The organism is Pseudomonas saponiphila (genome assembly GCF_900105185.1).
In the GTDB taxonomy this organism is placed as follows: Bacteria; Pseudomonadota; Gammaproteobacteria; order Pseudomonadales; family Pseudomonadaceae; genus Aquipseudomonas; species Aquipseudomonas saponiphila.
Window position 1 is genome coordinate 477,595 of sequence record NZ_FNTJ01000002.1, and the last position, 22,934, is coordinate 500,528.

A 22,934-nucleotide genomic window follows, 5' to 3' on the forward strand; every position below is an offset into this window, starting at 1 on the left:
CATGTCCTTATCCATTCCCTTCATTCCCCGCCTCGGCAAACTGGCCACGGCCATCGGCCTGGGTTTCAGCCTGCTGGCCGGCAGCCTGGTGGCGCCCGCAGCCGCCCAGGCCGAAGGCCAGATCCGCATCGCCGAACAGTTCGGCATCGTCTACCTGTTGCTCAATGTGGTGCGCGACCAGAACCTGATCGAAAAACACGGCAAGCAAGAGGGCATCGACATCCAGGTCGACTGGACCCAGCTGTCCGGCGGCGCCGCGGTCAACGACGCCCTGCTGTCGGGCTCCATCGACATTGCCGGGGCCGGCGTCGGCCCGCTGCTGACCATCTGGGACCGCACCCACGGCCGGCAGAACGTCAAGGCGGTGGCCTCCCTGGGCAACTTCCCCTACTACCTGGTGAGCAACAATCCCAAGGTCAAGACCATCGCCGACTTCACCGAGAAGGACCGCATCGCGGTGCCGGCGGTGGGTGTCTCGGTGCAGTCGCGCTTCCTGCAATACGCCGCGGCCAAGCAATGGGGCGACCAGGAATTCAATCGCCTGGACAAATACACCATCGCCGTGCCGCACCCGGACGCCACGGCGGCGCTGATTGCCGGTGGCACCGAGCTGACCGGGCACTTCTCCAACCCGCCGTTCCAGGACCAGGCCCTGGAGAACCCCAACGTGCACGTGGTGCTCAACACCTACGACCTGCTGGGCCCGAACTCGCCGACGGTGCTGTTCGCCACCGAGAAATTCCGCAACGACAACCCCAAGACCTACAAGGCCTTCGTCGAAGCCCTGGCCGAGGCGGCCGAGTTCGCCCAGAACGACAAGGGCGCGGCTGCCGATACCTACATCCGCGTGACCAAGGCCAAGATCGACCGCGCCGCCTTGCTCAAGATCATCGACAACCCGCAGTTCGAATTCAGCGTGACGCCGAAAAACACCTACCCGCTGGCAGAGTTCCTGTACCGGGTCGGCGCCATCAAGAACAAGCCGCAATCGTGGAAGGACTACTTCTTCCAGGACGCCAAGCCGCTGCAAGGGAGCTGATAGCCATGAATGCCCCCTTGCCAGGCCACACGGCCAGCAACTCCGCCGCCACCGCCGAAGCGCTGCTGGCGGTGGATCGAGTCAGTTTGGAATACCGCACCCCGCAGCGCGTGGTGCGGGCCACCCACCAGGTCAGTTTTGAGATCGATCCGGCTGATCGTTTTGTCCTGCTGGGGCCTTCGGGCTGCGGCAAGTCGACCCTGCTCAAGGCCGTGGCCGGGTTCATCCAGCCCTGCGAGGGCGAGATCCGCCTGCAAGGCCAGCACGTCAGCCAGCCCGGGCCGGACCGCATCGTGGTGTTCCAGGAGTTCGACCAGTTGCCGCCCTGGAAAACCGTGAAGCAGAACGTGATGTTTCCCCTGCTGGCGTCGAACACCCTCGGCCGTCGCGCAGCCGAGGAGCGCGCCCTGCATTACCTGGAGAAAGTCGGACTGGCGGCCTTTGCCGATGCCTACCCGCACACACTGTCCGGTGGCATGAAGGCCCGGGTGGCGATCGCCCGGGCCCTGGCCATGCAGCCGAAGATCCTGCTGATGGACGAACCCTTCGCCGCCCTCGACGCCCTGACCCGGCGCAAGATGCAGGAAGAGTTGCTGCTGCTCTGGGAAGAGGTGCGCTTCACCTTGCTGTTCGTCACCCACTCCATCGAGGAGGCACTGGTGGTGGGCAACCGCATCCTCTTGCTGTCGCCGCATCCGGGGCGGGTGCGGGCGGAGGTCCACAGCCACCAGTACGACCTGCAAAGCCTCGGTGGTGTGGACTTCCAGCAGACCGCGCAGCGTATCCACCGCCTGCTGTTCGATGAAGGCCAATCGCCGGAAACTGAAACCGAGCTGGATTTCGCCGATATCCGCATCGCCTATTGAGCCGTCAGGCCACCGTTGAACGAGGAACGCCCGATGAGCCATTCATCTCCCGCGCGCGAAGAATACGAAGTTGTCCTGCAGCCCCTGTTGCAAGTCCCCCTGGAACGGGAACTGCCCCTGGCCCAGCGACTCTGGCAACAGGGCTGGCTGCGCAAGGGCCTGATCCTGGTCCTGCTGGCGCTGCTCTGGGAAGCCGTGGCCCGCTACCAGAACAACGACCTGCTGCTGCCGAGTTTCCTGCAGACCGCCAGCGCGCTTTACCAGGGCCTGCTCAGCGGCGAATTGCTGGGCAAGGTGGGCATTTCCCTGGTGGTGCTGCTCAAGGGCTACCTGATCGGCATTGTCCTGGCCTTCGCCCTGACCACTCTGGCGGTGTCGACTCAGTTCGGCCGCGACCTGCTGAGCACCCTGACCTCGATGTTCAACCCGTTGCCGGCCATTGCCCTGTTGCCCCTGGCGCTGCTGTGGTTCGGCCTGGGGCAGAACAGCCTGATCTTCGTGCTGGTGCATTCGGTGCTCTGGGCCCTGGCCCTGAACACTTACGCCGGGTTTCTCGGCGTCTCGGAAACCCTGCGCATGGCCGGGCGCAACTACGGCCTCAAGGGCCTGCGCCTGGTGCTGTTCATCCTGATCCCGGCGGCGCTGCCGTCGATCCTTGCCGGGTTGAAGATCGGCTGGGCCTTTGCCTGGCGCACCCTGATCGCCGCCGAACTGGTGTTCGGCGCCACCAGCGGCAAGGGCGGCCTGGGCTGGTACATCTTCCAGAACCGCAACGAGCTGTACACCGACAAGGTATTTGCCGGGCTGGCGGTGGTGATCCTCATCGGCCTGCTGGTGGAGAACCTGATCTTCGACACCCTGGAGCGGATCACGGTGAAACGCTGGGGCATGCAGCGCTGAGCTGCCTCGTCCGCCAGAACCACCCCCGACCGTAGGAGCTGGCTTGCCAGCGAAGGCGTCCTCAAGGGCGATGCAAGGTTCGAGGGCCCATTCGCCGGCAAGCCGGCTCCTACGCGGCTAGTGGGTTCATGGGTCAGGATTGATCTCCCTCATTTTCCTCGGCGCCAAGCCTGCTAGCATTGCGCGTAGATCAATCCTGATCAGCCATGAGTGCTCAGCATGCAACTTCCGGACATGAACCTTCTGGTGGCCCTCGACGCCCTGCTCGACGAGGGCAGCGTGCGGATTTCGGAGCACCGTGACCGGCCGTTTCGGTTGATCGTGACCGGTCATTTCGCTAACGCGTGACCGCTCATTTCGGTAGCAACGTGACCGATTTTCCGCCTGTTCCGAAACAGGTGGTCACGGCTTACCGAAATCGCCGGTCACGACTTAGCGAAAGCCTTCCCCTTCGTTGCGCATGACCTGATGCGCCGCCATCCTCGACCGATTTCGGGAGAGGAAGATGGCGGCGCCGCGAGTAGCCATGCGAAACATCAAAGAATGTCTGCGCCTCAAGTTTGAGGCCGGCTTGTCCCACGAGAAGATTGCCCGTGCCTTGCAGCTGTCCAAGGGCGTGGTTAGCAAGTACATCGCGGCGGCGCGGGTGGCCGGGCTGGACTGGCCGGCGCTGGTGGCCATGGACGAGGCCGCGCTGGCGGCCGCCTTGTTTGCACCGACGTCGACGAACAAGCCGCGCGGTGAGCGAGTGCTGCCCGATGTGCTGAGCATCCACCGCGAGTTGCGACGCAAGGGCGTGACCTTGCAGCTGCTGTGGGAGGAATATCTCGCCGCGCATGCGGGCCAGCCGACCTACCGCTACACCCAGTTCGTCGAGCACTACCGGCGCTACGCCCAGACGCTCAAACGTTCGATGCGTCAGCTGCACCGTGCGGGCGAGAAGCTATTCATCGACTATGCCGGGCCGACGCTGCCGGTGGTCGACCCGGCCACCGGCGAAGTGCGCCGGGCGCACATCTTCGTCGCCGCCCTGGGCGCCTCGAATTACACCTATGCCTGCGCGACGCCAGGCGAAACCCAGGTGGACTGGCTGACCTCGCTGGGCCAGGCTCTGACCTACTTTGGCGGCGTGCCGGAAATGGTTGTGCCGGACAATCCGCGCGCCCTGGTCGCCCAGCCGGATCGCTACGAGCCGGGCCTGAACCGGGCCACGCTGGAGTGCGCGCGTCATTACCAGACGGTGATCCTGCCGGCACGGCCACGCAAGCCTCAGGACAAGGCCAAGGCCGAGGTGGCGGTGCAGGTGGTCGAGCGCTGGATCATGGCGCGGCTGCGCCATCGGCAGTTCTTCAGCCTGCATGCGCTTAACCAGGCCATCGCCGAGCTGCTGGAGGATCTGAATCGGCGCCCGTTCAAGCGGCTCGATGGCTGCCGGCGCGACTGGTTCGAGCGCCTGGATCGCCCGGCCTTGCGAGCGCTGCCGGTGCATCCCTACGAGGTCGCCACCTTCAAGCGCTGCAAGGTCAGCATCGACTACCACATCGAGGTCAATGGCAGCTTCTACAGCGTGCCCTCCGCCCTGGCCCGGCAGAACGTGGACGTGCGACTGACGGCACACACCCTGGAAGTGCTGCATGGCAACCGGCGGGTGGCCAGCCACCTGCTGCTGGGGCGACGCGGCGCTTACAGTACCCAGCGCGAGCACATGCCCGCGGCGCACCAGGCGCATCGCGAATGGACGCCACAACGCCTGCTCGACTGGGGCGCGCGGATCGGCCCCTACACGCGCCAACTGATCGATCACCAACTGACCCACAAGCCGCACCCGGAGATGGGCTACCGCGCCTGCCTCGGCCTGCTCTCGCTGGCCCGGCGCTATGGCAATGCACGCCTGGAAGCCGCTGCCGAACGTGCCGTACACCTGCGCGCCTTCACCGGGCGCAGCGTGCGCAACCTGCTCCAGCAAGGCCTGGATCAACAGCCGCTGCCCCAGCGTGCCGCCGAAACGACCTTACCCGGCGACCACGAGAACGTCCGTGGCGCCGACTACTACCAACCCCCGCAACAGGAGCTGTTCGATGATGCCGCAACACACCCTGAATCAACTGCACCAGCTACGCCTGGACGGCATGGCCCGCGCCCTGGAAGAGCAATGGACGCTGCCGGCCAGCCACAGCCTGAGCTTCGATGAACGCCTCGGCCTACTGCTCGACCGCGAACTGGCCTGGCGTGACAACCAGCGCCTGGTACGGCTGCGCAAGAAGGCCAAGCTCAAGTACGCCAACGCCTGCCTGGAAGATCTCGACCGCCGCACCGGACGCGCCCTGGACGAGCGTCTGATCGCCACCCTGGCCAGTGGCGACTGGATCCGCCAGCAGCACAACCTGCTGCTGACCGGCCCGACCGGTGCCGGCAAAACCTGGCTGGCCTGCGCCCTGGGCAACCAGGCCTGCCGCCAGGGCTATAGCACCCTGTACCTGCGCACCCCGCGCCTGCTGGAACAACTGCGCATCGCTCATGGCGACGGCAGCTTCGGCCGTACCCTGCAACAGCTGGCAAAGGTCGACGTCCTGGTGCTGGACGACTGGGCGCTAGCCCCGCTGGAGGAAGGAGCCCGGCATGACCTGCTGGAGGTGATCGACGACCGCGCTGGCAGCCGCTCCACCATCCTGACGAGCCAACTGCCCATCGAGCACTGGCACGGCTGGATCAACGACCCGACCCTGGCCGATGCCATCCTCGACCGCCTGGTGCACAACGCCTACCGACTGACGATGAAAGGCGAGTCGCTGCGCCGAAAAAAAGCCGAGGAACAAGCCGCATCGTGACCGATGCGATTACAATCCAGAACCCGCGCAACCGGGGTGGAAGCACCGGTCACGTATTAGCGAAACGCTCGGTCACGTTCACCGAAATCCGCAGGCAGCGTGGTCGGCGCGGCGCGGCGCATGAACCTCAGCCCGGCGGCCATGAGCCGGACCCTGACGCGAATTCGCGACGCCCTGGGCGACCCGGTGCTGGTGCGCGCCGGGCGTGGCCTGGTGCCCACCCCCAAGGCGCTGGAGCTGCGCAGCCAGGTGCGTGATCTGGTGGAGCAGGCGGCGCTGGTGTTTCGCTCGGCGGATCAGGTCGACCTGCTGGCGTTGCGCCGGCGCTTCAACGTGCGCGCCAACGACTTTTTCATCGGTGTCTACGGCGGACGCCTGATCGACACGCTGGAGCGGCAGGCGCCGTTGTGCGAACTGCGTTTCGTGCCCGAAGGCGACGGCGACGACGGGGCCCTGCGCGAAGGGCGGATCGATCTGCGCATCAGCAACACCCGGCCGCTGACCCCGGAAGTGAAGGTGCAGAACCTGTTCACCACCGCCTTTGTCGGCCTGGTGAGGGAAGGCCATCCGCTGCTCGATGACGAGATCACCGCCGAGCGCTTTGCCGCGTTCCCCCATATCAGCATGTCGCGCCGCGGCATTGCCCGCGGACCGATCGACGTGGCCCTGGCGGAGCAGGGCCTGGAGCGGCGGGTATCGCTGATTGCCCCGAGCTTTCATGCGGCCATGTTCATGCTGCCGGATTCGGACCTGATCCTGCCGGTGCCCCAGGAAACCCTGCTCAGCGTTTCGCGCCTGGGCTTGCGCCTGCGTTCGTTCGTGCTGCCGATTTCTCTGCCGACCCTGGTCCTGACCCAGGCCTGGCACCCGCGCTACGACAAGGATCCGGCGCACAAATGGTTCCGTGAAACCCTGCGCAGTTCCTGCCAGGCCACCTGGCGTGAAGCCCAGCCTGCCGCCTCGTAGGAGCCGGCTTGTAGTGGTCCAGCTTTTTTGGACCACTCTGTAGGAGCATTAGGCCGCCAGCCTTTCAAAAGCAGCGGGTGGCAGATCGTTCGAGGCGCTGTGGCAACGCCGATGGTTGTAATGGGCAATGAAATGCATCACATCCTTCTGCGCCTCAAAATGATTCTGGTAGCCATTTTCAGGCGACCAATCGTGTTTCAGTGTCCGGAAATAACGCTCCACCACCGCGTTGTCCCAGCAGTTTGCGCGTCGACTCATGCTCTGCACGATCTGCTTTTCAGCCAGGTATTCGACAAAGCGATCCGCGGTGTATTGGCAGCCCTGGTCCGAGTGGAATACCAGCGCTGAACCAGGCCGACGTATGCCAACAGCCAGCCGTAACGCCTTGAGCGACAGCTCGGCATCGGCGGTCCTGGAAAAGGCCCAGCCGATGATCCGACGTGAAAACAAATCCATCACGATTGCCAGGTACAGCCAGCTTCCACCGACGCGAATGTAAGTGATGTCTCCGGCCCAAAACGTATTGGGTGATGCAGGATTAAAGCGACGATCGAGGAGATTGGCTGCGGTATTGCTGGGCTTTCCGGTCCGACGATAGTGAGCGTAACGGGCTCGTCGCCTGACCAGCCCAAGGTTTTTCATCAGACGGCCCATACGATGGCGCCCAACCGCTACGCCCTGTTTTTTGAGCTCCCTGGCAAATCCCCGGGCGCCCAGGGCACCTCGATGCTCCCGGTGCAGCTGCCGAATGGTCTTTTCCAGTTGCCGCTCGACCCCAGGTTCAGACCGAGCCACGGGCTTGGCGTAATAGCTGCTGCGAGGCACGCCCAGAAGTCGACAGCAGTGCCGAATGGAGAGCTGTCCTTTCAACCCCTCGATCATTTGATTCGGCTGAACAGCACCTTCAGATGAGAGGGCAATTGCTTTTTTAGGACGCTATTCTCGGCTTCCAGCAAGGCGAGTCTGGCCTGCAGTGAATCAATCAGTTCCTGGTCCTGAGGGCGTGTGGGCAGCAAGGCTCCTTCATGCTCCTTGCGCCATCTGGCGACCCAGCGTCGCAGGGCTGTAGGCCCAACCCCAGTTTGCTCACATGCCTTAGGCACCGAGTAATTCATTTCCACGACCAAGCGAATGGCTTCGGCCTTTTCTTCAGCGCTAACAACCCGAAATCCCATGATGCTTCCTTAGGCTGAAACTCCTACAGAGTGGTCCAGGAATATTGAGCCACAACAGCTTGCCGGCGAATGCGTTCTTGAGGGCCTCTTCGCTGGCGAGCCAGCTCCTACGGTCCCGCTGCAGGCCGCACTGCCCCTGTAGGAGCCGGCTTGCCGGCGAATGCGTTCTTGATGTCCCCTTCGCTGGCAAGCCAGCTCCTACGGTCCTGTTGCAGGCCGAACTGCCCTTGTAGGAGCCGGCTTGCCGGCGAATGCGTTCTTGAGGCCCCTTCGCTGGCAAGCCAAGGCCTACGATCAATAGCTCTAATCGTTGCGTCTGACGCACTTATAACCTGTCGATAAGTCAATTTTCGTCAGTACTGGCTGTTCATAAACTGCTCTGGTTTTCTTGTCTGGAGCAGTACTTCCATGAGTTCCCTCGCTGTCGCTGCGCCTGCTTCGGTTGACGCCGCCAGCAAGCCGGCAGCCATTGCCCCACCGCTGTTCGGACCGCGAATCATCATCGGCCTGGTGGGGGTGCTGCTGGCGGTGCTGGTTTCCGGTCTGAACGAGATGGTGACCAAGATCGCCCTGGCAGATATCCGCGGTGCGTTGTTCATCGGATTCGACGAGGGCACCTGGCTGGTGGCGTGCTACACCGCTACTTCTGTGGCGGCCATGGCCTTTGCGCCCTGGTGTTCGGTGACCTTTTCCCTGCGCCGTTTCACCCTGTTTGCCATTGCGCTGTTCACCCTGCTGGGGGTGCTGTGCCCCTTCGCCCCGAACTACGAAAGCCTGTTGCTGCTGCGCACCCTGCAAGGCCTGGCCGGGGGTGCGCTGCCGCCGATGCTGATGACCGTGGCCCTGCGCTTCCTGCCGGCCAACGTCAAGCTCTACGGCCTGGCCGGCTATGCCCTGACCGCCACCTTCGGCCCCAGCCTGGGCACGCCCCTGGCGGCGCTCTGGACCGAATACGTGGGTTGGCAGTGGGCCTTCTGGCAAGTGGTAGCGCCCTGCCTGTTGGCGATGGCGGCGGTGGCCTACGGCCTGCCTCAGGATCCGCTGCGTCTGGAGCGCTTGAAACAGTTCAACTGGCGGGGCCTGCTGCTGGGCTTCCCGGCGATCTGCATGCTGGTGATCGGCACCCTTCAGGGCAATCGCCTGGACTGGTTCCAGTCGCCTTTGATCAGCGGGCTGCTGGGGGGCGGGCTGGTGCTGCTGGTGCTGTTTCTGATCAACGAATGGTCGCAGCCGGTTCCCTTTTTCAAGCTGCAGATGCTCGGCATCCGCAACCTGTCCTTCGCCTTGCTGACCCTGGCCGGGGTGCTGGTGGTGCTGACCGCGGTGATCATCATCCCCTCTGCCTACCTGACCCAGGTCCAGGGCTATCGCCCATTGCAGACGGCGCCGGTGATGCTGGTGATGGCCCTGCCGCAACTGCTGGCGCTGCCCCTGGTGGCGGCCTTGTGCAACCTGCGCTGGGTGGATTGCCGCTGGGTGCTGGGGATCGGCCTGGGCATGCTGGTGCTGTCCTGCCTAGGCGGCACGCACCTGACCGCGGCCTGGATTCGCGACGACTTCTATGTGCTGCAACTGCTGCAGATCTTCGGTCAGCCCATGGCGGTGCTGCCGTTGCTGATGCTTTCCACCGGCAGCATCACTCCGCTGGATGGTCCCTTTGCCTCGGCCTGGTTCAACACCGTGAAAGGCCTGGCGGCGGTGATCGCTACCGGAGTGCTGGATGTGCTGACCACCCACCGCCTGCATTTCCACTCGACGATGCTGGTGGACAGCCTGGGCAACTCGCCCCTGGTGGACGACCGGCTGGCCGGGCTGGCCCAGCGCCTGCACCAGCAAGCCGTGGTGCTGACGTCCGCCGATCTCTACTTCTGCATGGCGGGAGTGGCCGCTGCGCTGATCCTGCTGATTTTCTGGATGCCGACGCGGATCTATCCACCGCGGGCAGCCACTTGAACGAGAAGGTTTTTATGACGATCCAGAGCAAAGACAAAATCGCCATCACCGTGGTGGCGGTGGCCGCCCTAGGTGCGCTGGCCTATGTGGCCGCGCCGGGCCTGTTCGGCCGTGGCAGCGAACAGAGCACCAACGATGCCTTCATCGCCGCCGACTACACCCTGGTGGCGCCGCGGGTGGCCGGGTTCATCAAGGAGGTGCTGGTGGAGGACAACCAGCAGGTCAAGGCCGGGCAACTGCTGGCGCTGATCGACGACCGCGACCTGCGGGCCGCGGCCCAGGCGGCGGATGCCGAAACCCTGGTGGCCCAGGCCCAGTTGCAGAACGCCCGGGCGACCCTGGACCGGCAGAGCTCGGTGATTGCCCAGGCCCAGGCAGCCTTGAGCGCGGCCCAGGCCGAGCGCGCCTTTGCCGAGCATGAGTTGAACCGCTACAACCACCTGGCCGGGGTCGGCGCCGGCACGGTGCAGAACGCCCAGCAAGCCAGGACCCGCATCGACCAGGCCAGCGCCCGCTTGGCCACCGCCACCGCGGCCTTGGCGGCGGAGCGCAAGCAGGTGGAGATCCTCACGGCCCAGCGCGATGCCGCCGAAGGTGGCCTGAAGCGGGCCCAGGCAGCCCTGGAAATGGCCAGCTACGAGCTGTCCTACACCCGCATCGTGGCGCCAGTGGACGGCATGGTCGGCGAGCGCGCGGTACGGGTCGGCGCCTATGTCACTCCGGGCAGCAAGATCCTCGCCGTGGTGCCCTTGCAGCAGGCCTACGTGCTGGCCAACTTCCAGGAAACCCAGCTGACCGCCATGCACGCCGGGCAGAGGGTCGAGGTGCGGGTCGACAGCCTGGGGGGTGAAACCCTGCACGGCCGGGTCGAGAGTCTGGCCCCGGCCACCGGTGTGACCTTCGCCGCGGTGAAACCGGACAACGCCACCGGCAACTTCACCAAGGTGGTGCAGCGCATTCCGGTGAAGATCGTCCTGGAGCCCAACCAGCCCATGGCCGAGCGCCTGCGGGTCGGCATGTCGGTGGAGGCCAGCGTCGACACCCACAGCTCGGCCACCAATGCGCGCGAGGTGACCCAGCGATGAGCACCTTACGCCGCCAGTACACAGGCTCCTCGTGGCGAGGGAGCTTGCTCCCGCTGGGTAGCGCAGCTACCCCGGAACCGCTCGCCGCGGTGGCCCAGGCCGCCGACCAAGGCTGCCAGGCGAGTGCTCCGCACTCGAACGGGAGCAAGCTCCCTGGCCACGGGCTTCGCACCCTGCTGGCGCTGAGCCTGCTGGCACTGGCCGCGTGCAACGTCGGTCCGGATTTCCAGCGGCCCCGGGCGACCCAGGTCCAGGCCTGGCCGGTGCCTGCGCAAGGCGCCGCCAGCCGGGCGGTGGACAGCCCCATGCAGGAGCGCTGGTGGGAGGTGTTCAACGATCCGCAACTGTCGGCCCTGAGTCGTCGGGCCCTGAGCGACAACCTTGACCTGCAGCTGGCCAGCAGTCGCTTGCAACAGAGTCGGGCGGCGCGTCAGGTGATCAGCGCCGAGCGCTACCCGAGCACCTCGGCCAATGGCGGCTACGCACGCAAACGCAACAGCGCCGAAGGCCTGAACGACCCTTCGGGGAACAGCGGCAAGTCGGCGTTCAATCTCTGGGAAGCGGGTTTCTCCGCGGCTTGGGAGCTGGATCTGTGGGGCCGGGTCCGGCGCGAAGCCGAGGCCGCCGACGCGACCCTGGAGGCGGCGGAAAACGATCGCCGCGGGGTGCTGCTGTCGGTGCTGGCGGAAGTCGCCCAGGACTACATTCAGTTGCGCGGTGTACAGAACATCCTGGCCGTCACCGAGCAGAACCTGGAGGTTGCCCGGCACAGCCTGAAGCTCTCGCAATTGCGCCTGGCCGATGGCGTGGCCACCGACCTCGACGTGGCCGAGGCCGCCGCCCAGGTTGCCACCATCGAGGCGCAACGGCCTGCGCTGCAACAGCGTCAGGCGCAGTTGATCAATGCCCTGAGCCTGCTGCTCGGGGAGCCGCCCCAGGCCCTGCACCAGCAGCTGGCCAGCGCCGCACCCGTGCCGCAGCCGCCGTCTCGTGTGGCTATCGGCCTGCCTTCGCAACTGGCCGAGCGACGCCCGGATATCCGTCAGGCCGAGGCCCGGCTGCACGCGGCCACGGCCAGCATCGGCGTGGCCAAGGGCGATTTCTATCCGCGGATTACCCTGTCCGGCAACGTCGGTTCCCAGGCCCTGCAACTGGCGGATTTCGGCACCTGGGGTTCGCGCCAGTTCGGCATCGGGCCGCAGTTCAGCCTGCCGCTGTTCGACGGTGGTCGCCTGCGGGGCATGCTCCAGTTGCGCGAGGCCCAGCAGCAGGAAGCGGCCCTGGCCTACCAGCAGACCGTGCTGCGGGCCTGGCATGAAATCGACGACCAGCTGACCCGCTACAACGCCAGCCAGTTGCGGCGCGACAGCCTGGCCGAGGCGGTGCGGCAGAACCAGATTGCCCTGCGTACCGCGCAGCAGCAGTACGTCGAGGGCGTGGTGGATTTCGTCAATGTCCTGACCGTGCAGGGCGCCTTGCTGGCCACCCAGGAGCAGTGGGTGGAAAGCTCCGCCGGGGTGTCCCTGGCCATGGTCGGGCTGTACAAGGCGCTGGGCGGCGGCTGGGAGTCGGTGTACCCGTTGCAGGTCGCCAGCCAGCCGCACTGAAAAGCGTTTTGCCTGGATTGAGAAAAAAGTGTAATGATAATTGCTCTCAATCATGTGCGCAGTTTCATTCATGCCAGCCACCACTGACGGCAACGCTCAGCTCCATCGTCTGTATCAGGATCACCACGGCTGGTTGCAGGGCTGGTTGCGCAAGCGCCTGGGCGATCGCGAGCATGCGGCGGATGTGGCGCAGGACACTTTTCTGCGCCTGCTGCTGTCGGGACGCTTTCCCGGGCAGCAGGAAAGCCGCAGTTACCTGGCGCAGATCGCGCGCAATCTGGTGATCGACCAGTGGCGCCGCGCGCGCATCGAGCGCGCCTACCTGGACAGCATCGCCTACTTGCCGGAGCCGCAGACCCCTTCCCTGGAAAGCCGCGCGCTGATCCTGGAAACCCTGATGCAGATCGACACCATGCTCGATCGCATGCCGGACAAGGTGCGCCAGGCCTTTGTCATGTCGCAGTTCGAAGGTCTGGGTTATGCGCAGATCGCCGAGCGCCTGGAGGTGTCCGTCAGTTCGGTGCAGAAGTACATGACCCGCGCGATCCAGGCCTGCTATCAGGTGCTCTACGCAGAATGAAACCCCATCAGGCTCCCATTGCCCCCAGCATCGTCGAGCAGGCCAGCGAGTGGCTGATGCTGCATTGGGGCGGCCAATTGAGCCCGCAGCAGCGTGCCGCCTTCGAGGCCTGGCAACAGGCCGATCCCGAGCACCTGCGGGCCTGGCAACGCTTGCAGCATCTGCAACAGACCTTGCAAGGCGTACCGGAGCAGGGCGCCCATGTGCTGCTGGCCAAGGCCCCGGACCGGCAGCGCCGGGCGGCGCTGAAGCTGCTCGGCTTGCTGCTGGTGGCGGGCGGCAGTGGTTATCTGCTGCAAGGCAGCCAGCCCTGGCGCGCGACCTTTGCCGGGGAGCGCAGCGCCACCGGGCAGGTGCGTCATCTGACCCTGAGCGACGGCAGTCGCCTGGACCTCAACAGCGCCAGCGCCGTCGATGTGCTGTTCACGGCCAGCGAACGGCGGATTCGCCTGATCCAGGGCGAGATCCTGCTCACCAGCGGGCATGACCCGTCGCGGCCGTTGATCGTTGAAACCGCCGCCGGCGATATCCAGGCCCTGGGTACGCGCTTTGCGGTGCGCGAGCTGGAGGGCGGCACCCGGGTCGATCTTTACCAGGGCGCGCTGCGGGTCAGCCCACGGCATGCCCAGGCCCTGCAACTCAAGGCCGGCGAGCGCCTGTGGTTCAGCGCTGAGCGGGTTGCCCCGCGGCAAGTGGCCGAGGTCAACGCCAGCAGCTGGAGCGAGGGCCGGCTGATAGCCGAGCGCCAGCCCCTGGGGCAGTTCATCGCCGAGCTGGCGCGCTATCGACCAGGGGTGCTGCGCTGCGACGAGCAGGTGGCGGGCCTGTTGCTCACCGGCGTCTTTCCCCTGGCGGACAGTGACGCGGTGCTTGCGGCGCTGGAGCGTTCGTTGCCGGTGCGGGCGCACGCGGTGACGCGCTACTGGGTGACCCTCAAGCCACGCGAGTGAATAAAAATCTGTCGGGCCGTTGTCGGTTCCGCTGAGCTGTTCGGGATACCCCATGAAAGCCGATCAAGACGCATTCTCATGGGGAGTTCAGGAATGCCTTACCAGACCACAGCATCCATTTTGACCCTGGGCACCGCTGCCCGCCGCCACGCCCTTGTCGCGCTGCTGGCCATGGCCCCGGTGTGTCCGGGCATGGCCCAGGCCAGCGGCGACAGCCTCAGCCAGGCGCGGGACTACCAGATCGCCGCCGGCAATCTGGACCAGGTCCTGAACCGTTTTGCCGGTGCCGCGGGGATACTTCTGTCGGTGGATGCAAGTCTGACCGCCGGTAAGCACAGCGCCGGCCTGCAGGGCCGCTACGAGGTGGCGCAGGGCCTACAGACCCTGCTCGCCGGCAGTGGCCTGCAGGCGGTGCAAAGGGGGGGCAGTTGGGGTCTGCAACCTTTGCCCCAGGACGGCGCCCTGCAACTGGCGCCGACCCGGGTCGGCATCACCCAGATTGATGAGAGTGCCTGGGGCGCGGTGCCGGGCATCGTCGCCAAGCGCAGCGCCACCGGGAGCAAGACCGACTCGGCGCTGGTGGAGATTCCGCAGACCATCAACGTGATCGGCGCCAGGGAAATCAAGGCCCGCGGCGCCCAGAGCGTGACCGAGGCGCTGCTCTATACCCCGGGCATGACCGGTGGCGGCTTTTCCGACCGGGTGAAGATTTTCGACGAACCCACCTCCCGCGGTTTTTCCCCGACGCCGATGTACCTCGATGGCCTGCATTTGCCCTACGGCGGCGGTAGCACTGGCGGTGCCCTGCAGATCGAGCCCTATGCCCTGGAGCGCATCGAAGTGCTCAAGGGCCCGGCCTCGGTGCTCTACGGGCAGAACCAGCCGGGCGGGATCGTCAACATGGTCAGCAAGCGGCCCACCGACACCCCCTTGCATCAGTTGGTGCTGGAAGCCGGCAGCTATGACCACAAGAGCATCGCCCTGGACCTGGGCGGGCCGCTGGATGAGCAGGGGCAGTTCCTCTACCGCCTGACCGGGCTGGCCAGCGACAGCCAGGACGCTGTCGATTACGTCCAGCGCCAGCGCCAGTTCATCGCCCCGAGCCTGACCTGGCGGCTCGACGACGATACCCAGCTGACGCTGTTCGCCCAGTTCCAGAAGGACAACGACGTGCCCGAGGCCCAGGGCCTGCCCAGTGTGGGCACGGTGTTCGCCAACCCCAACGGCAAGATCGACCGCGACTTGTTTCTCGGCGAGCCCGGGGTCAATGCCTACGACCGCGACCAGTTCGTCCTCGGCTACGAGTTCTCCCATCGCCTGAACGATGTCTGGACCCTGAAGCAGAACGCCCGCTACGCCGATGTCGATGACCGTTACCGCGCGCCGTTGCACGGCTACAAGTTCGTCAGCAATCCCAAGACCGGGCTCAATGACCAGCGCTACATGACCCGCTACGGGGTCGACTGGAAGCAGCACAACAAGGTTTTCGGCGTGGATAACATCGCCCAGGCCGAGTTCGACACTGGGCCCTTCAGCCATACCCTGCTGGTGGGCCTGGACTACTACCGCTTCAATTCGAAATTCAACGGCAAGTACGACTTCAACCCGCCGATCCTCGACATGTTCACCCCCACGTACGGCCAGTCGCTGAATTTCGGCAATCCTTACCAGTGGGACAACACCATCAGCCAGACCGGCCTGTATGTGCAGGACCAGATCAAGTACGAGCAGTGGGTGCTGGTGCTGGGCGGTCGCAACGACTGGGCGGAAACCGATAACAAGACGCCGCTCGACGGAGGGCATACCAACGCCAAGCATCAGTCCTTCACCGGGCGCGGTGGGCTGGTGTACCTGTTCGACAACGGGCTGGCGCCCTTTGTCAGCTATTCGGAATCCTTCTTGCCGTTGAGTGGCACCAGTGTTCAGCGCAGCGCTTTCGAGCCGTCCACGGGCAAGCAGTACGAAGTGGGGGTGAAGTTCCAGCCACCGGGCCAGGAGAGTTTCGTCCAGGTGTCGGCCTACCAGCTGGACCAGGAAAACATCCTGACCTCCGACCTGGCCAACCCCGGGTTCAGCATCCAGAGTGGCGCGGTACGCTCCCGGGGCATCGAGCTGGAAGCCAAGGCCAGCCTCGGCGAGTCGCTGGACGTGATCGCCTCGGCGTCGCGCAACGACATCAAGTACACCAAGGACAATGACGGTCGCCAGGGGCGGCATCCTGCCGGCATGCCGCCGTTGACCGCGTCGCTGTGGCTCAACTACACCCTGCTTGGCGACACGCCGCTGGCGGGCCTGGGCGCGGGTATCGGCACCCGCTACGTCAAGGGCAGCTACGGCACCGATTACGACGGCGCTTTCCAGATCCCGTCCTACACCGTGTACGACGCCAGCCTGACCTACGACCTGGAAAAATCGCCATTGCAGTTCAAGGGCGTGAAGCTGGCGCTGAACGTGAAGAACCTCACCGACAAGACCTACGTCGCCAACTGCACCAGCATCTGGGACTGCTACTACGGCGAAGGCCGGACCATGGTGTCGAGTTTGACCTATGACTGGTAAGGGGACGCCTTGCTCTTAAGGGTTCTGCAAGAACACCACATAGCCCCTGAACCAGGGGCTGTCGCGCAGGGCCTGGGGTTCCTGCCAGTCGCCACCCTGGATCAGGCCGACCTTGTAGGGCAGGCCCATGCGGTCCAGGCGCGGCAGGTAGGCGGTGTAGTTGGAAATGCTCCGGCGGCCCTGATAGGTCTGCACCACCACCTCGTCCACCACGCCCTTGAGCTGGCCGATGGCTTGCGGATCGGCGTTGCTGCTCCAGTCCATCAGGCCAGTGATGCTCAGGCGGTACTGCGCGGGCAGGCGCTGGCGCAGATCGCGGAGGAAATGGCCGTAGCGTTCGAGATCGTGGGTGCTGCTGTCGAAGTCGATCTGGATGCCCACCACCGCGCTGCCCGTGGCCTGCCAGCGCTGCACCTGGTCGAGCAACTGGCGATACACCGGCTCGGTCCAGGCCAGGGTGTGGGCGCGGTATACCACCCACACCTGTTCCTGGGGCAGGCGCGACACTGGCAGGCCCTGGGCGATGAGCTCGACACCGCGCCCGGGATGGCGCCGCGAGCGGCTGATCTGGCCCTGGAGGATGTACAGGGTCTTGGCCTGGCCCAGCACCGGCTGGGTCTTGACCCCGCTCCACAACCAGAAGGCGTTGTATTCGGCGGCGTCCACCACGGCGTTCGCCGGTGTTGCCCAGCACAGCCATAACGGCAGCAGGCCAAAGCCCAGGCGCCTCATGCCTACCAGTAGTAACGCTGTGACTGGCCCCATTGGGTATCTCCCAGCTTGGTCTTCAACTGACGGAACCAGGCCTTGCGCACCGCCGGTTCGACCCCGGCGCCGCCACAGTTGTTGTGGCCCGAGGAGGCATAGCAGTTGATGGCCCGGTACAAGGCGTAGGCACGATCATCACGGCTGGCCTTGGGGTTGTTGATGATCACCTGATAGCCGTCGAGCCGCGAGAACGGTTTGCCCGGAAACGCATCCGGGGTACCACCCAGGTTCTGGGCCGGTGGCGGGGTATCCAGGGGCATGCGGTCGAAGCCACTGAAGCGCATGAACTCGCCGAGGCAGAGCAGCCCGGCCGGGGCCTTGGGGTCACGCTGCAGGAGGGCGGCCGTCTCCACCAGGCTCGGGCAGCGGTAGTCGGGGTTTTCCTCTTCGGGCTGTGGGCCATTCCAGTGGAAGTTCTGCAACGGCGGGGTAACGAGGTAGATGTAGCCCAGGCTGGCGGCAAGACTGGCGTCGGGCAAGGTGGGCGGCAGTTGCTCGTAGTCTTGGCCGAAGGCCGCGTACTGGCCGCGGGTCAGGTCCTTGTACAGCAGGATAAAGCGTGCGGCGTTGCGTTCCGCTGCCGAGTCAGCCTTCTGTGCCTGTTGGCGCAGCAGTTTGGGCGAGGCCACCTGGCGCAGGAGAATGGCCCGCACTTGGGCGGTCTTGATCGGCGAGTCGGCGGCGAACACCTTGGCTAGCTGGCCGCTGCGCTCGTAGGTGTAGGCCAGGGCCAGTTCCAGCTGTTCCCGTTGCAGCGGTTGCTGGGCCAGGGGCAGCAATTGCAGCCACAGCGCCTCGGCGCCTTTCCAGTCCTGCTGGGCCTGCAGGGCCAGGCCGCGCAGGGTCTGCTGGCTGAAGCTCAGGTAGTCCAGTTGCGCCGGCAACTGGCTGGGCAGTTGCTTGAGCGCCGCGGCCGGTTGCTGTTCGACATACAGGCTGAAAGCGGCCTGGAGGTAGTCGAACAGCGCCGGTTGGCTGGCGAACAGGGCCTTTTGCTGCTGCAGGGTGTCGCGGGTCAATGCCGCCGGCGTGGCGCCGCGCATGTGCATCAGGTCCTTGACCGCCAGCAGCAGCGGGGCCTTGAAGTGGTCTTCGGGCAGGCTCAGCAGTTTGTAGTCGACTTCTTCCACCAGATCGTCCAGCGGCATGTTGCGCGGGGTGCCCGGTGCCTCGGTCAGTTGCCGGGCATAGTCATCGGCCAGGGCCTGGGTGTCGCCCGTCAGCCAGTGCACACGGCGGATCAGGCCTCTGGCGGACACGGCGTAACGGCCCTGTGGATAAGCCTTCAGGTAGGCCTCGAAACCGGCCTCGGCCTGTTGCAGGACGGCTTTGTCCACATGCTCCAGATTGACCATGCTCCATTCATCGAAGGCGTTCTGCTGGGCCAGGTTGAGCGTGGTACGCGGGCTCATATAGGCCGCGGTTTCGGCCAGCCAGGGCTGGGGATTGTCCTTGAGCGCGGCAAAACCGTTGCCGGCTTCGCTGAAGCGACCGCTGTAGAAGTCGGCGGCGGCCTGCAGGTAGCTGGCGAACGTCTTGGCCGTTGCCGAGTTCAGGTTGCCCGGCAGCAGCCGGCTCATTTCGCTGGCGTTCCAGCTGCAACTGGCCAGCAGCTGCACCCGGGCTTCGGCCAGGGCCTGGCGTTCTTCCGGGCTCAGTGACGCCTGGTTGAGCTGCTCGACAAAGGCCAGGGCGCTGGGGTCCGAGTTGCTGCGGCAGCGGCTGCCCTCCCCGGATAGAAAGGCGTCTCCGGCGGTTTCCTTGCTGTCGCGTCGCAGGCCCACGGCCTGCAGCAGGCTGTCGAGCTGCTCGGTGGCGGGCGAGGGGCCGGGCTTGGGTGGGTTGCCGGTGTCGGGGTCGAGCTTGGGTTCCGCTGGGTGCAGGCGATAGTGCATGAAGGGCACGGGACCGTACCCCATGCCCAGCTCGTCCTGGCTCAGGGGCTGAGGCGTCAGGGGCAGGCTGCCCTGGTCGGCCAGCAGCAGCCGCAGGTTGACCCGGCTATCGTTGCCCGGACTGAGAAAGGGCAGGTTGCTGCAACCGTCCAGCTGATTGGCGTACAGCTTCCAGGTCGGTGAGCAGATGTCGTCCGAGCTGGCTTGAGCCTGGCCGGCGCAGAGCGCCGCGAGGGCCAGGGTCAATGACGGGAGCAGAAGCTTGCGCATGAATTGTCCTTAATTCAGAAAAGCCGGGAGGGCAGGTTCCGAGTGTGGCGAAAATCATACAGAAGGCGCCGGCTGGCACCTACGTCGCTGATTAGAAAATCTGCCGTTCTGTGACGCGACTTTGCTGTCCTCCGGTCTATGTTCATCCATGGCCGGGCCTGGCTCCGGACCACGGTGCCCGAGGGCAATCGGCAGGAGTCGCGCATGACATTCGATGAGCGGCTTTTTGCCCGCGTGTCTGAGCTTTGCGGTTTTCCAGGCAAAGGACGATGCTGTCGGGGTTTGAGCGACCAGATCATGCGAATTTATGGGGAGCAAGGAATGGATTTTCGCAGAGCGCCGGAGTTGATCGGGCGTTTGCAAGAGCAGGCCGTCGTGCCTCGGGAGCAGGGCGCGCAGCGGCTGATGCGCCAGGTGCTTGAGTACTGGTTGCTGCCGGTGTTGCTGTTGGCGGCGGCCGTCCGCTTTTATGACCTGACCGCGGCGGCCATCTGGGGCGATGAAGGCTCCAGCCTGGTGCTTAGTCAGTATTCGCTGAGCGATATCTGGGTTCATGCGGCCCGCGACGTACATCCCCCGCTGTATTTCATGCTGTTGCGCGGCTGGATCGAACTGTTTGGCGACGGGATCTTTTCCATTCGCACCTTCAGCGCGCTGCCGGGGATCGTCACCGTGGGGCTGGGCGTCTGGCTGGTGGCGCTCATGGCGACCCGTCGCGCGGCGATTCTCGCCGGTGTGTTGCTGGCGCTGCTGCCCACGGCCGTGCGCTACAGCCAGGAAGTGCGCATGTATGCGCTGCTCGGCCTGTTGCTGTTGGGGGCGACCCTGGCCCTGGTGTACTGGCTGCGCCAACCCTCGCGCTGGGGCCATCTGGTCAGCTACGCGCTGCTGATGACCCTGGCCTTCTACACCCATTACTTCACGGCCTTCTGCGTGCTGGCGCACTGGTTGTACCTGGCCGTATCGGGCGTACGCGGCGAGGGCGACGGCCGTCTGATCGTCCGTCCGGCCTGGTGGCTGGCGAATGCGGCGATCGTGCTGCTGTACCTGCCCTGGGTGCCGGAGTTGCTGGACCTGCTGCGGCATATGGACGAATTGAAGGCCAACGGCGATGTCGGCTGGGAGCCTCCGGTGACCTGGTCGTCGCTGCCGGCGATGGTCTGGCAGTTGCTGATCCAGGACGAGGGCGACGACCTGCCCGGGGCGTTGTTCGTGGGCATGCCGCTGCTGTTGCTGGCGCTCTGCAGCGTACCGGCCTGGCGTAAGTGGGCACCGGTCCGCTTCGGCGGGCTGCTGGCGAGTTTCACCCTGCTGCCGTTGTTGCTGGTGTTTGCGGTGTCGTTCGCCTCCCCGGTGTTTATCGAGCGCTACCTGACCGCCTATGCCCTGGGTATGCCGATGATCATTGCGGTGCTCGTCGATCGCTGGCTGAAATCGGCCCGGCTGGCGGCGCTGGCGCTGTTGTTGGGGTTTGTCGGGCTGGAAGCGGTGGGGCTGAAAAACAATGTCGATGTCGACGCCAATGACCAGATCAGCGTGATGGTCGACTACGTCAACCGGCACTACGTGGCCGGCGATCGCATCGTGATCAGCGACATGCTCTGGTACCTGAGCTACATCTACTACAACCGCACCGATGCCCAGCCGATGCTCTACACGCCGCCGCTGCCGGGAGGCGCCTCCAGCAGGCCGAACGCCTACGGCTTCGGCACCCTGATCGACCACCCGGAGCAGGTCTACCTGGATCAGTTGAGCGCCTTGCCAGTGGGCAGTGGACGCTACTGGCTGGTGGGTTCGGACGATCAGTCCGAGGAGTTCGCGCCGTTGCCACAGGGCTGGCACAAGATCGTTCAGTTCGCCGCAGGCGGTACCCGGGCGCGGCTGTTTGTCCTCTGTGGCCCTGCAACGGGCGCGCCCTGCGCCGGGCAATGAGTGCGCAGGGTGCCGTTCGGAAGTTCGGGGCATTGAGTTCCGCGGCGCGACCTAGACTTGCATCAGGAGTCACAGTCCTGTCCCCGTTCGCGGGGCACCGAGGTGCATCATGCGTATGGCAAGAACCGTACAGCGCAGTCTGGAACAGGCAGCGTGCGAGTTTGATCTGGTGACCCACCCCCATTCCGCCAGCAGCCTGGAAACGGCGCGGGTGGCGGGGGTGCCGGCGGAACGGGTGGCCAAGTCGGTGATTCTCGACGATCACCACGGCCACTACCTGATGGCGGTGTTGCCGGCCAGTCGTCACCTGGACCTTGGCAAGGTGCGCGGCAGCGGCGAATGGCAGATCACCCGGGAAAGCACCCTGGCTCACCTGTTCAACGATTGCGAGCGCGGCGCCGTGCCGGCCCTGGGCGAGTCCTATGGGCTGGACGTGGTGATCGACCCGCTGCTGACCCGGCAGAAAGACATCTACCTGGAAGCCGGCAACCACCACAACCTGGTGCACTTGAGCATGGCCCAGTACCTGAAGCTGGTGCCCCACGCCGAAGTCTGCGAAGTCTCGCGCTGATCAGGAGCCCGACCATGGAAGCACCGACCCACAATCTGCCGGCGTTGTTCAAACAGTTGGGGCTGGCCGATGACCCGGAGAGTATCGATCGTTTCATCGCCACCCATTCGCCGCTGAAACCGGAGCTGCACCTGGCGGATGCGTTCTTCTGGAGCAAGAGCCAGGCGGATTTCCTGCGCGATGAAGTGCTGGATGACGCCGATTGGGCCGAGGTGGTGGATCAGTTGGATGTGTTGTTGAGGAAGGGGCGCGGGGGCTAGGTCGGTGGCGGCCATTGGCGAGCGGTGTGGACCAGGGCCAGGATCCAGACGTGGTCCTGGCTTATCTGATAGACCAGGCGATAGCTCGGGTGGGGAATCAGTTCACGGGTTCCTGCCACAAGTCCCGTGGAGCCGATCTGCGGGTTGAGGATCAGATGACCGACGCATTCGCTGAAGCGCCTGTCCATGTCGACCGCAGCCCTCGGGTTGAGTGCATGCAGGTAGTCCCAGATATCCATGCGGTCCTGTACGGCTTCGGGAACCCAGACAACCTTCATTCCAGCCTCGATGCCCGAACGCGACGGGCAGCGAACTCTGCCTCTACCTCTTCATGGTTGTGCCCGCGTTGAGCGTCTACGGAGGCTCGAGCCAGCAGGACTTTCTGTTGCAGGAAGGCCTCGTACTCTCGGGATTCGTGCTGTTTTTGCACGAATTCGCGCATCAACTCACGCACGATCTGTGAGGCTGGGCGATGTGCGGCCTGTGCCTCCGCCATAAACTGATCCCGCAGTTCAGTTTCCAGTTTCATCGTAAAGATGGCGTGCTTGGGCATGAGCCTGCTCCTCAAAAAGTACTGAAAAAGTATATACCCTTTCAGTACTTTCTCTGTTTTGTAGGCGCTGGATCCAAGGCTTGGCCGAGGTATTTGTTACAAAACTTGACTGGATTTATTCGTCGATGCCATATTGATAGTTAGCAAACTAACAGTGTGCGAACAGTCTTGTGCCCA

22 protein-coding genes are annotated in these 22,934 nt (G+C 64.8%); 16 read left to right on the forward strand and 6 right to left on the reverse strand.

The window, feature by feature from the left end:
- Window position 1 precedes the first annotated feature (1 nt).
- The 7 genes from BLV47_RS24065 to BLV47_RS24090 all read left to right on the forward strand — a co-directional run bounded on the left by BLV47_RS24065 (window position 2) and on the right by BLV47_RS24090 (window position 6,599).
- Window positions 2–1,039 (forward strand): ABC transporter substrate-binding protein, encoded by a 1,038-nt coding sequence (locus tag BLV47_RS24065; RefSeq protein WP_092318374.1) that lies wholly within the window; start codon window positions 2–4, stop codon window positions 1,037–1,039.
- Between the two features lie 5 nt (window positions 1,040–1,044).
- Window positions 1,045–1,905: an ABC transporter ATP-binding protein gene (locus BLV47_RS24070; protein WP_092318377.1), complete on the forward strand. Its 861-nt coding sequence runs from the start codon at window positions 1,045–1,047 to the stop codon at window positions 1,903–1,905.
- 33 nt (window positions 1,906–1,938) lie between these two features.
- The gene (locus BLV47_RS24075; RefSeq protein WP_092318380.1) at window positions 1,939–2,805 is read left to right on the forward strand and encodes an ABC transporter permease; all 867 of its coding nucleotides are present in this window, start codon (window positions 1,939–1,941) and stop codon (window positions 2,803–2,805) included.
- 219 nt (window positions 2,806–3,024) lie between these two features.
- Window positions 3,025–3,153, forward strand: a complete 129-nt coding sequence (locus BLV47_RS36780) for a hypothetical protein (RefSeq protein ID WP_279626612.1) — start codon at window positions 3,025–3,027, stop codon at window positions 3,151–3,153.
- Window positions 3,154–3,310: 157 nt separating this feature from the next.
- Window positions 3,311–4,996, forward strand: coding sequence for an IS21 family transposase (gene istA / locus BLV47_RS24080; protein WP_062838241.1), 1,686 nt, complete (start codon window positions 3,311–3,313; stop codon window positions 4,994–4,996).
- Entirely contained in the window at window positions 4,884–5,633 is a 750-nt protein-coding gene (gene istB, locus BLV47_RS24085; protein ID WP_062838242.1) for an IS21-like element IS1474 family helper ATPase IstB, read from the forward strand. The genes istA and istB overlap by 113 nt, the downstream gene beginning before the upstream one ends.
- 99 nt (window positions 5,634–5,732) lie before the next feature.
- Window positions 5,733–6,599, forward strand: a complete 867-nt coding sequence (locus BLV47_RS24090) for a LysR family transcriptional regulator (protein WP_092318382.1) — start codon at window positions 5,733–5,735, stop codon at window positions 6,597–6,599.
- Window positions 6,600–6,647: 48 nt separating this feature from the next.
- Here BLV47_RS24090 and BLV47_RS24095 read toward each other — a convergent pair whose 3' ends face one another.
- Together BLV47_RS24095 and BLV47_RS24100 are read right to left on the reverse strand one after the other, a co-directional pair.
- Window positions 6,648–7,481 (reverse strand): IS3 family transposase, encoded by an 834-nt coding sequence (locus BLV47_RS24095; protein ID WP_092318384.1) that lies wholly within the window; start codon window positions 7,479–7,481, stop codon window positions 6,648–6,650.
- Complete coding sequence (locus BLV47_RS24100) at window positions 7,478–7,774, reverse strand: transposase (RefSeq protein WP_092308884.1); 297 nt, start codon at window positions 7,772–7,774, stop codon at window positions 7,478–7,480. Before BLV47_RS24100 ends, BLV47_RS24095 begins: the two co-directional genes overlap by 4 nt.
- A gap of 408 nt (window positions 7,775–8,182) precedes the next feature.
- On the opposite strand from BLV47_RS24100, the gene BLV47_RS24105 reads away from it, so the two are divergent.
- The 6 genes from BLV47_RS24105 to BLV47_RS24130 all read left to right on the forward strand — a co-directional run bounded on the left by BLV47_RS24105 (window position 8,183) and on the right by BLV47_RS24130 (window position 16,508).
- A complete protein-coding gene (locus tag BLV47_RS24105) occupies window positions 8,183–9,727 on the forward strand; it encodes an MFS transporter (protein ID WP_092318386.1) in 1,545 nt (514 codons plus the stop codon).
- A 14-nt stretch (window positions 9,728–9,741) separates the two neighbouring features.
- Window positions 9,742–10,812, forward strand: coding sequence for an HlyD family secretion protein (locus tag BLV47_RS24110; RefSeq protein ID WP_092318388.1), 1,071 nt, complete (start codon window positions 9,742–9,744; stop codon window positions 10,810–10,812).
- A complete protein-coding gene (locus BLV47_RS24115) occupies window positions 10,809–12,419 on the forward strand; it encodes an efflux transporter outer membrane subunit (protein WP_244168952.1) in 1,611 nt (536 codons plus the stop codon). Before BLV47_RS24110 ends, BLV47_RS24115 begins: the two co-directional genes overlap by 4 nt.
- Before the next feature lie 70 nt (window positions 12,420–12,489).
- Window positions 12,490–12,999, forward strand: a complete 510-nt coding sequence (locus tag BLV47_RS24120) for a sigma-70 family RNA polymerase sigma factor (protein ID WP_092318392.1) — start codon at window positions 12,490–12,492, stop codon at window positions 12,997–12,999.
- Window positions 12,996–13,949, forward strand: coding sequence for a FecR domain-containing protein (locus BLV47_RS24125; protein ID WP_092318394.1), 954 nt, complete (start codon window positions 12,996–12,998; stop codon window positions 13,947–13,949). Before BLV47_RS24120 ends, BLV47_RS24125 begins: the two co-directional genes overlap by 4 nt.
- 93 nt (window positions 13,950–14,042) lie before the next feature.
- Window positions 14,043–16,508 carry a TonB-dependent siderophore receptor gene (locus BLV47_RS24130; RefSeq protein WP_092318396.1) on the forward strand — a complete coding sequence of 822 codons (2,466 nt, stop codon included), beginning with the start codon at window positions 14,043–14,045 and terminating at the stop codon, window positions 16,506–16,508.
- Between the two features lie 15 nt (window positions 16,509–16,523).
- Here BLV47_RS24130 and BLV47_RS24135 read toward each other — a convergent pair whose 3' ends face one another.
- Window positions 16,524–17,273: a DUF3142 domain-containing protein gene (locus BLV47_RS24135; RefSeq protein WP_092318398.1), complete on the reverse strand. Its 750-nt coding sequence runs from the start codon at window positions 17,271–17,273 to the stop codon at window positions 16,524–16,526.
- A complete protein-coding gene (locus BLV47_RS24140; protein ID WP_092318400.1) occupies window positions 17,243–19,441 on the reverse strand; it encodes a PA5441 family protein in 2,199 nt (732 codons plus the stop codon). The genes BLV47_RS24135 and BLV47_RS24140 overlap by 31 nt, the downstream gene beginning before the upstream one ends.
- 321 nt (window positions 19,442–19,762) lie before the next feature.
- Between BLV47_RS24140 and BLV47_RS24145 the strand changes: the two genes are divergently transcribed.
- From BLV47_RS24145 to BLV47_RS24155, 3 genes are all read left to right on the forward strand, one after another.
- Window positions 19,763–21,373, forward strand: coding sequence for a glycosyltransferase family 39 protein (locus BLV47_RS24145; RefSeq protein ID WP_092318402.1), 1,611 nt, complete (start codon window positions 19,763–19,765; stop codon window positions 21,371–21,373).
- Window positions 21,374–21,482: 109 nt separating this feature from the next.
- Window positions 21,483–21,944 (forward strand): aminoacyl-tRNA deacylase, encoded by a 462-nt coding sequence (locus tag BLV47_RS24150; protein ID WP_092318404.1) that lies wholly within the window; start codon window positions 21,483–21,485, stop codon window positions 21,942–21,944.
- 14 nt (window positions 21,945–21,958) lie between these two features.
- Window positions 21,959–22,204, forward strand: a complete 246-nt coding sequence (locus tag BLV47_RS24155) for a DUF2789 domain-containing protein (protein ID WP_092318406.1) — start codon at window positions 21,959–21,961, stop codon at window positions 22,202–22,204.
- Here the strand turns inward: BLV47_RS24155 and BLV47_RS24160 are convergent.
- Together BLV47_RS24160 and BLV47_RS24165 are read right to left on the reverse strand one after the other, a co-directional pair.
- Window positions 22,201–22,482, reverse strand: a complete 282-nt coding sequence (locus BLV47_RS24160) for a type II toxin-antitoxin system RelE/ParE family toxin (protein ID WP_016967887.1) — start codon at window positions 22,480–22,482, stop codon at window positions 22,201–22,203. The two genes, BLV47_RS24155 and BLV47_RS24160, sit on opposite strands and share 4 nt — an antisense overlap.
- On the reverse strand, window positions 22,479–22,757 hold the full coding sequence (locus BLV47_RS24165; protein ID WP_092318408.1) for an antitoxin of toxin-antitoxin stability system: 279 nt from the start codon (window positions 22,755–22,757) through the stop codon (window positions 22,479–22,481). Before BLV47_RS24165 ends, BLV47_RS24160 begins: the two co-directional genes overlap by 4 nt.
- Window positions 22,758–22,934: the final 177 nt, after the last annotated feature.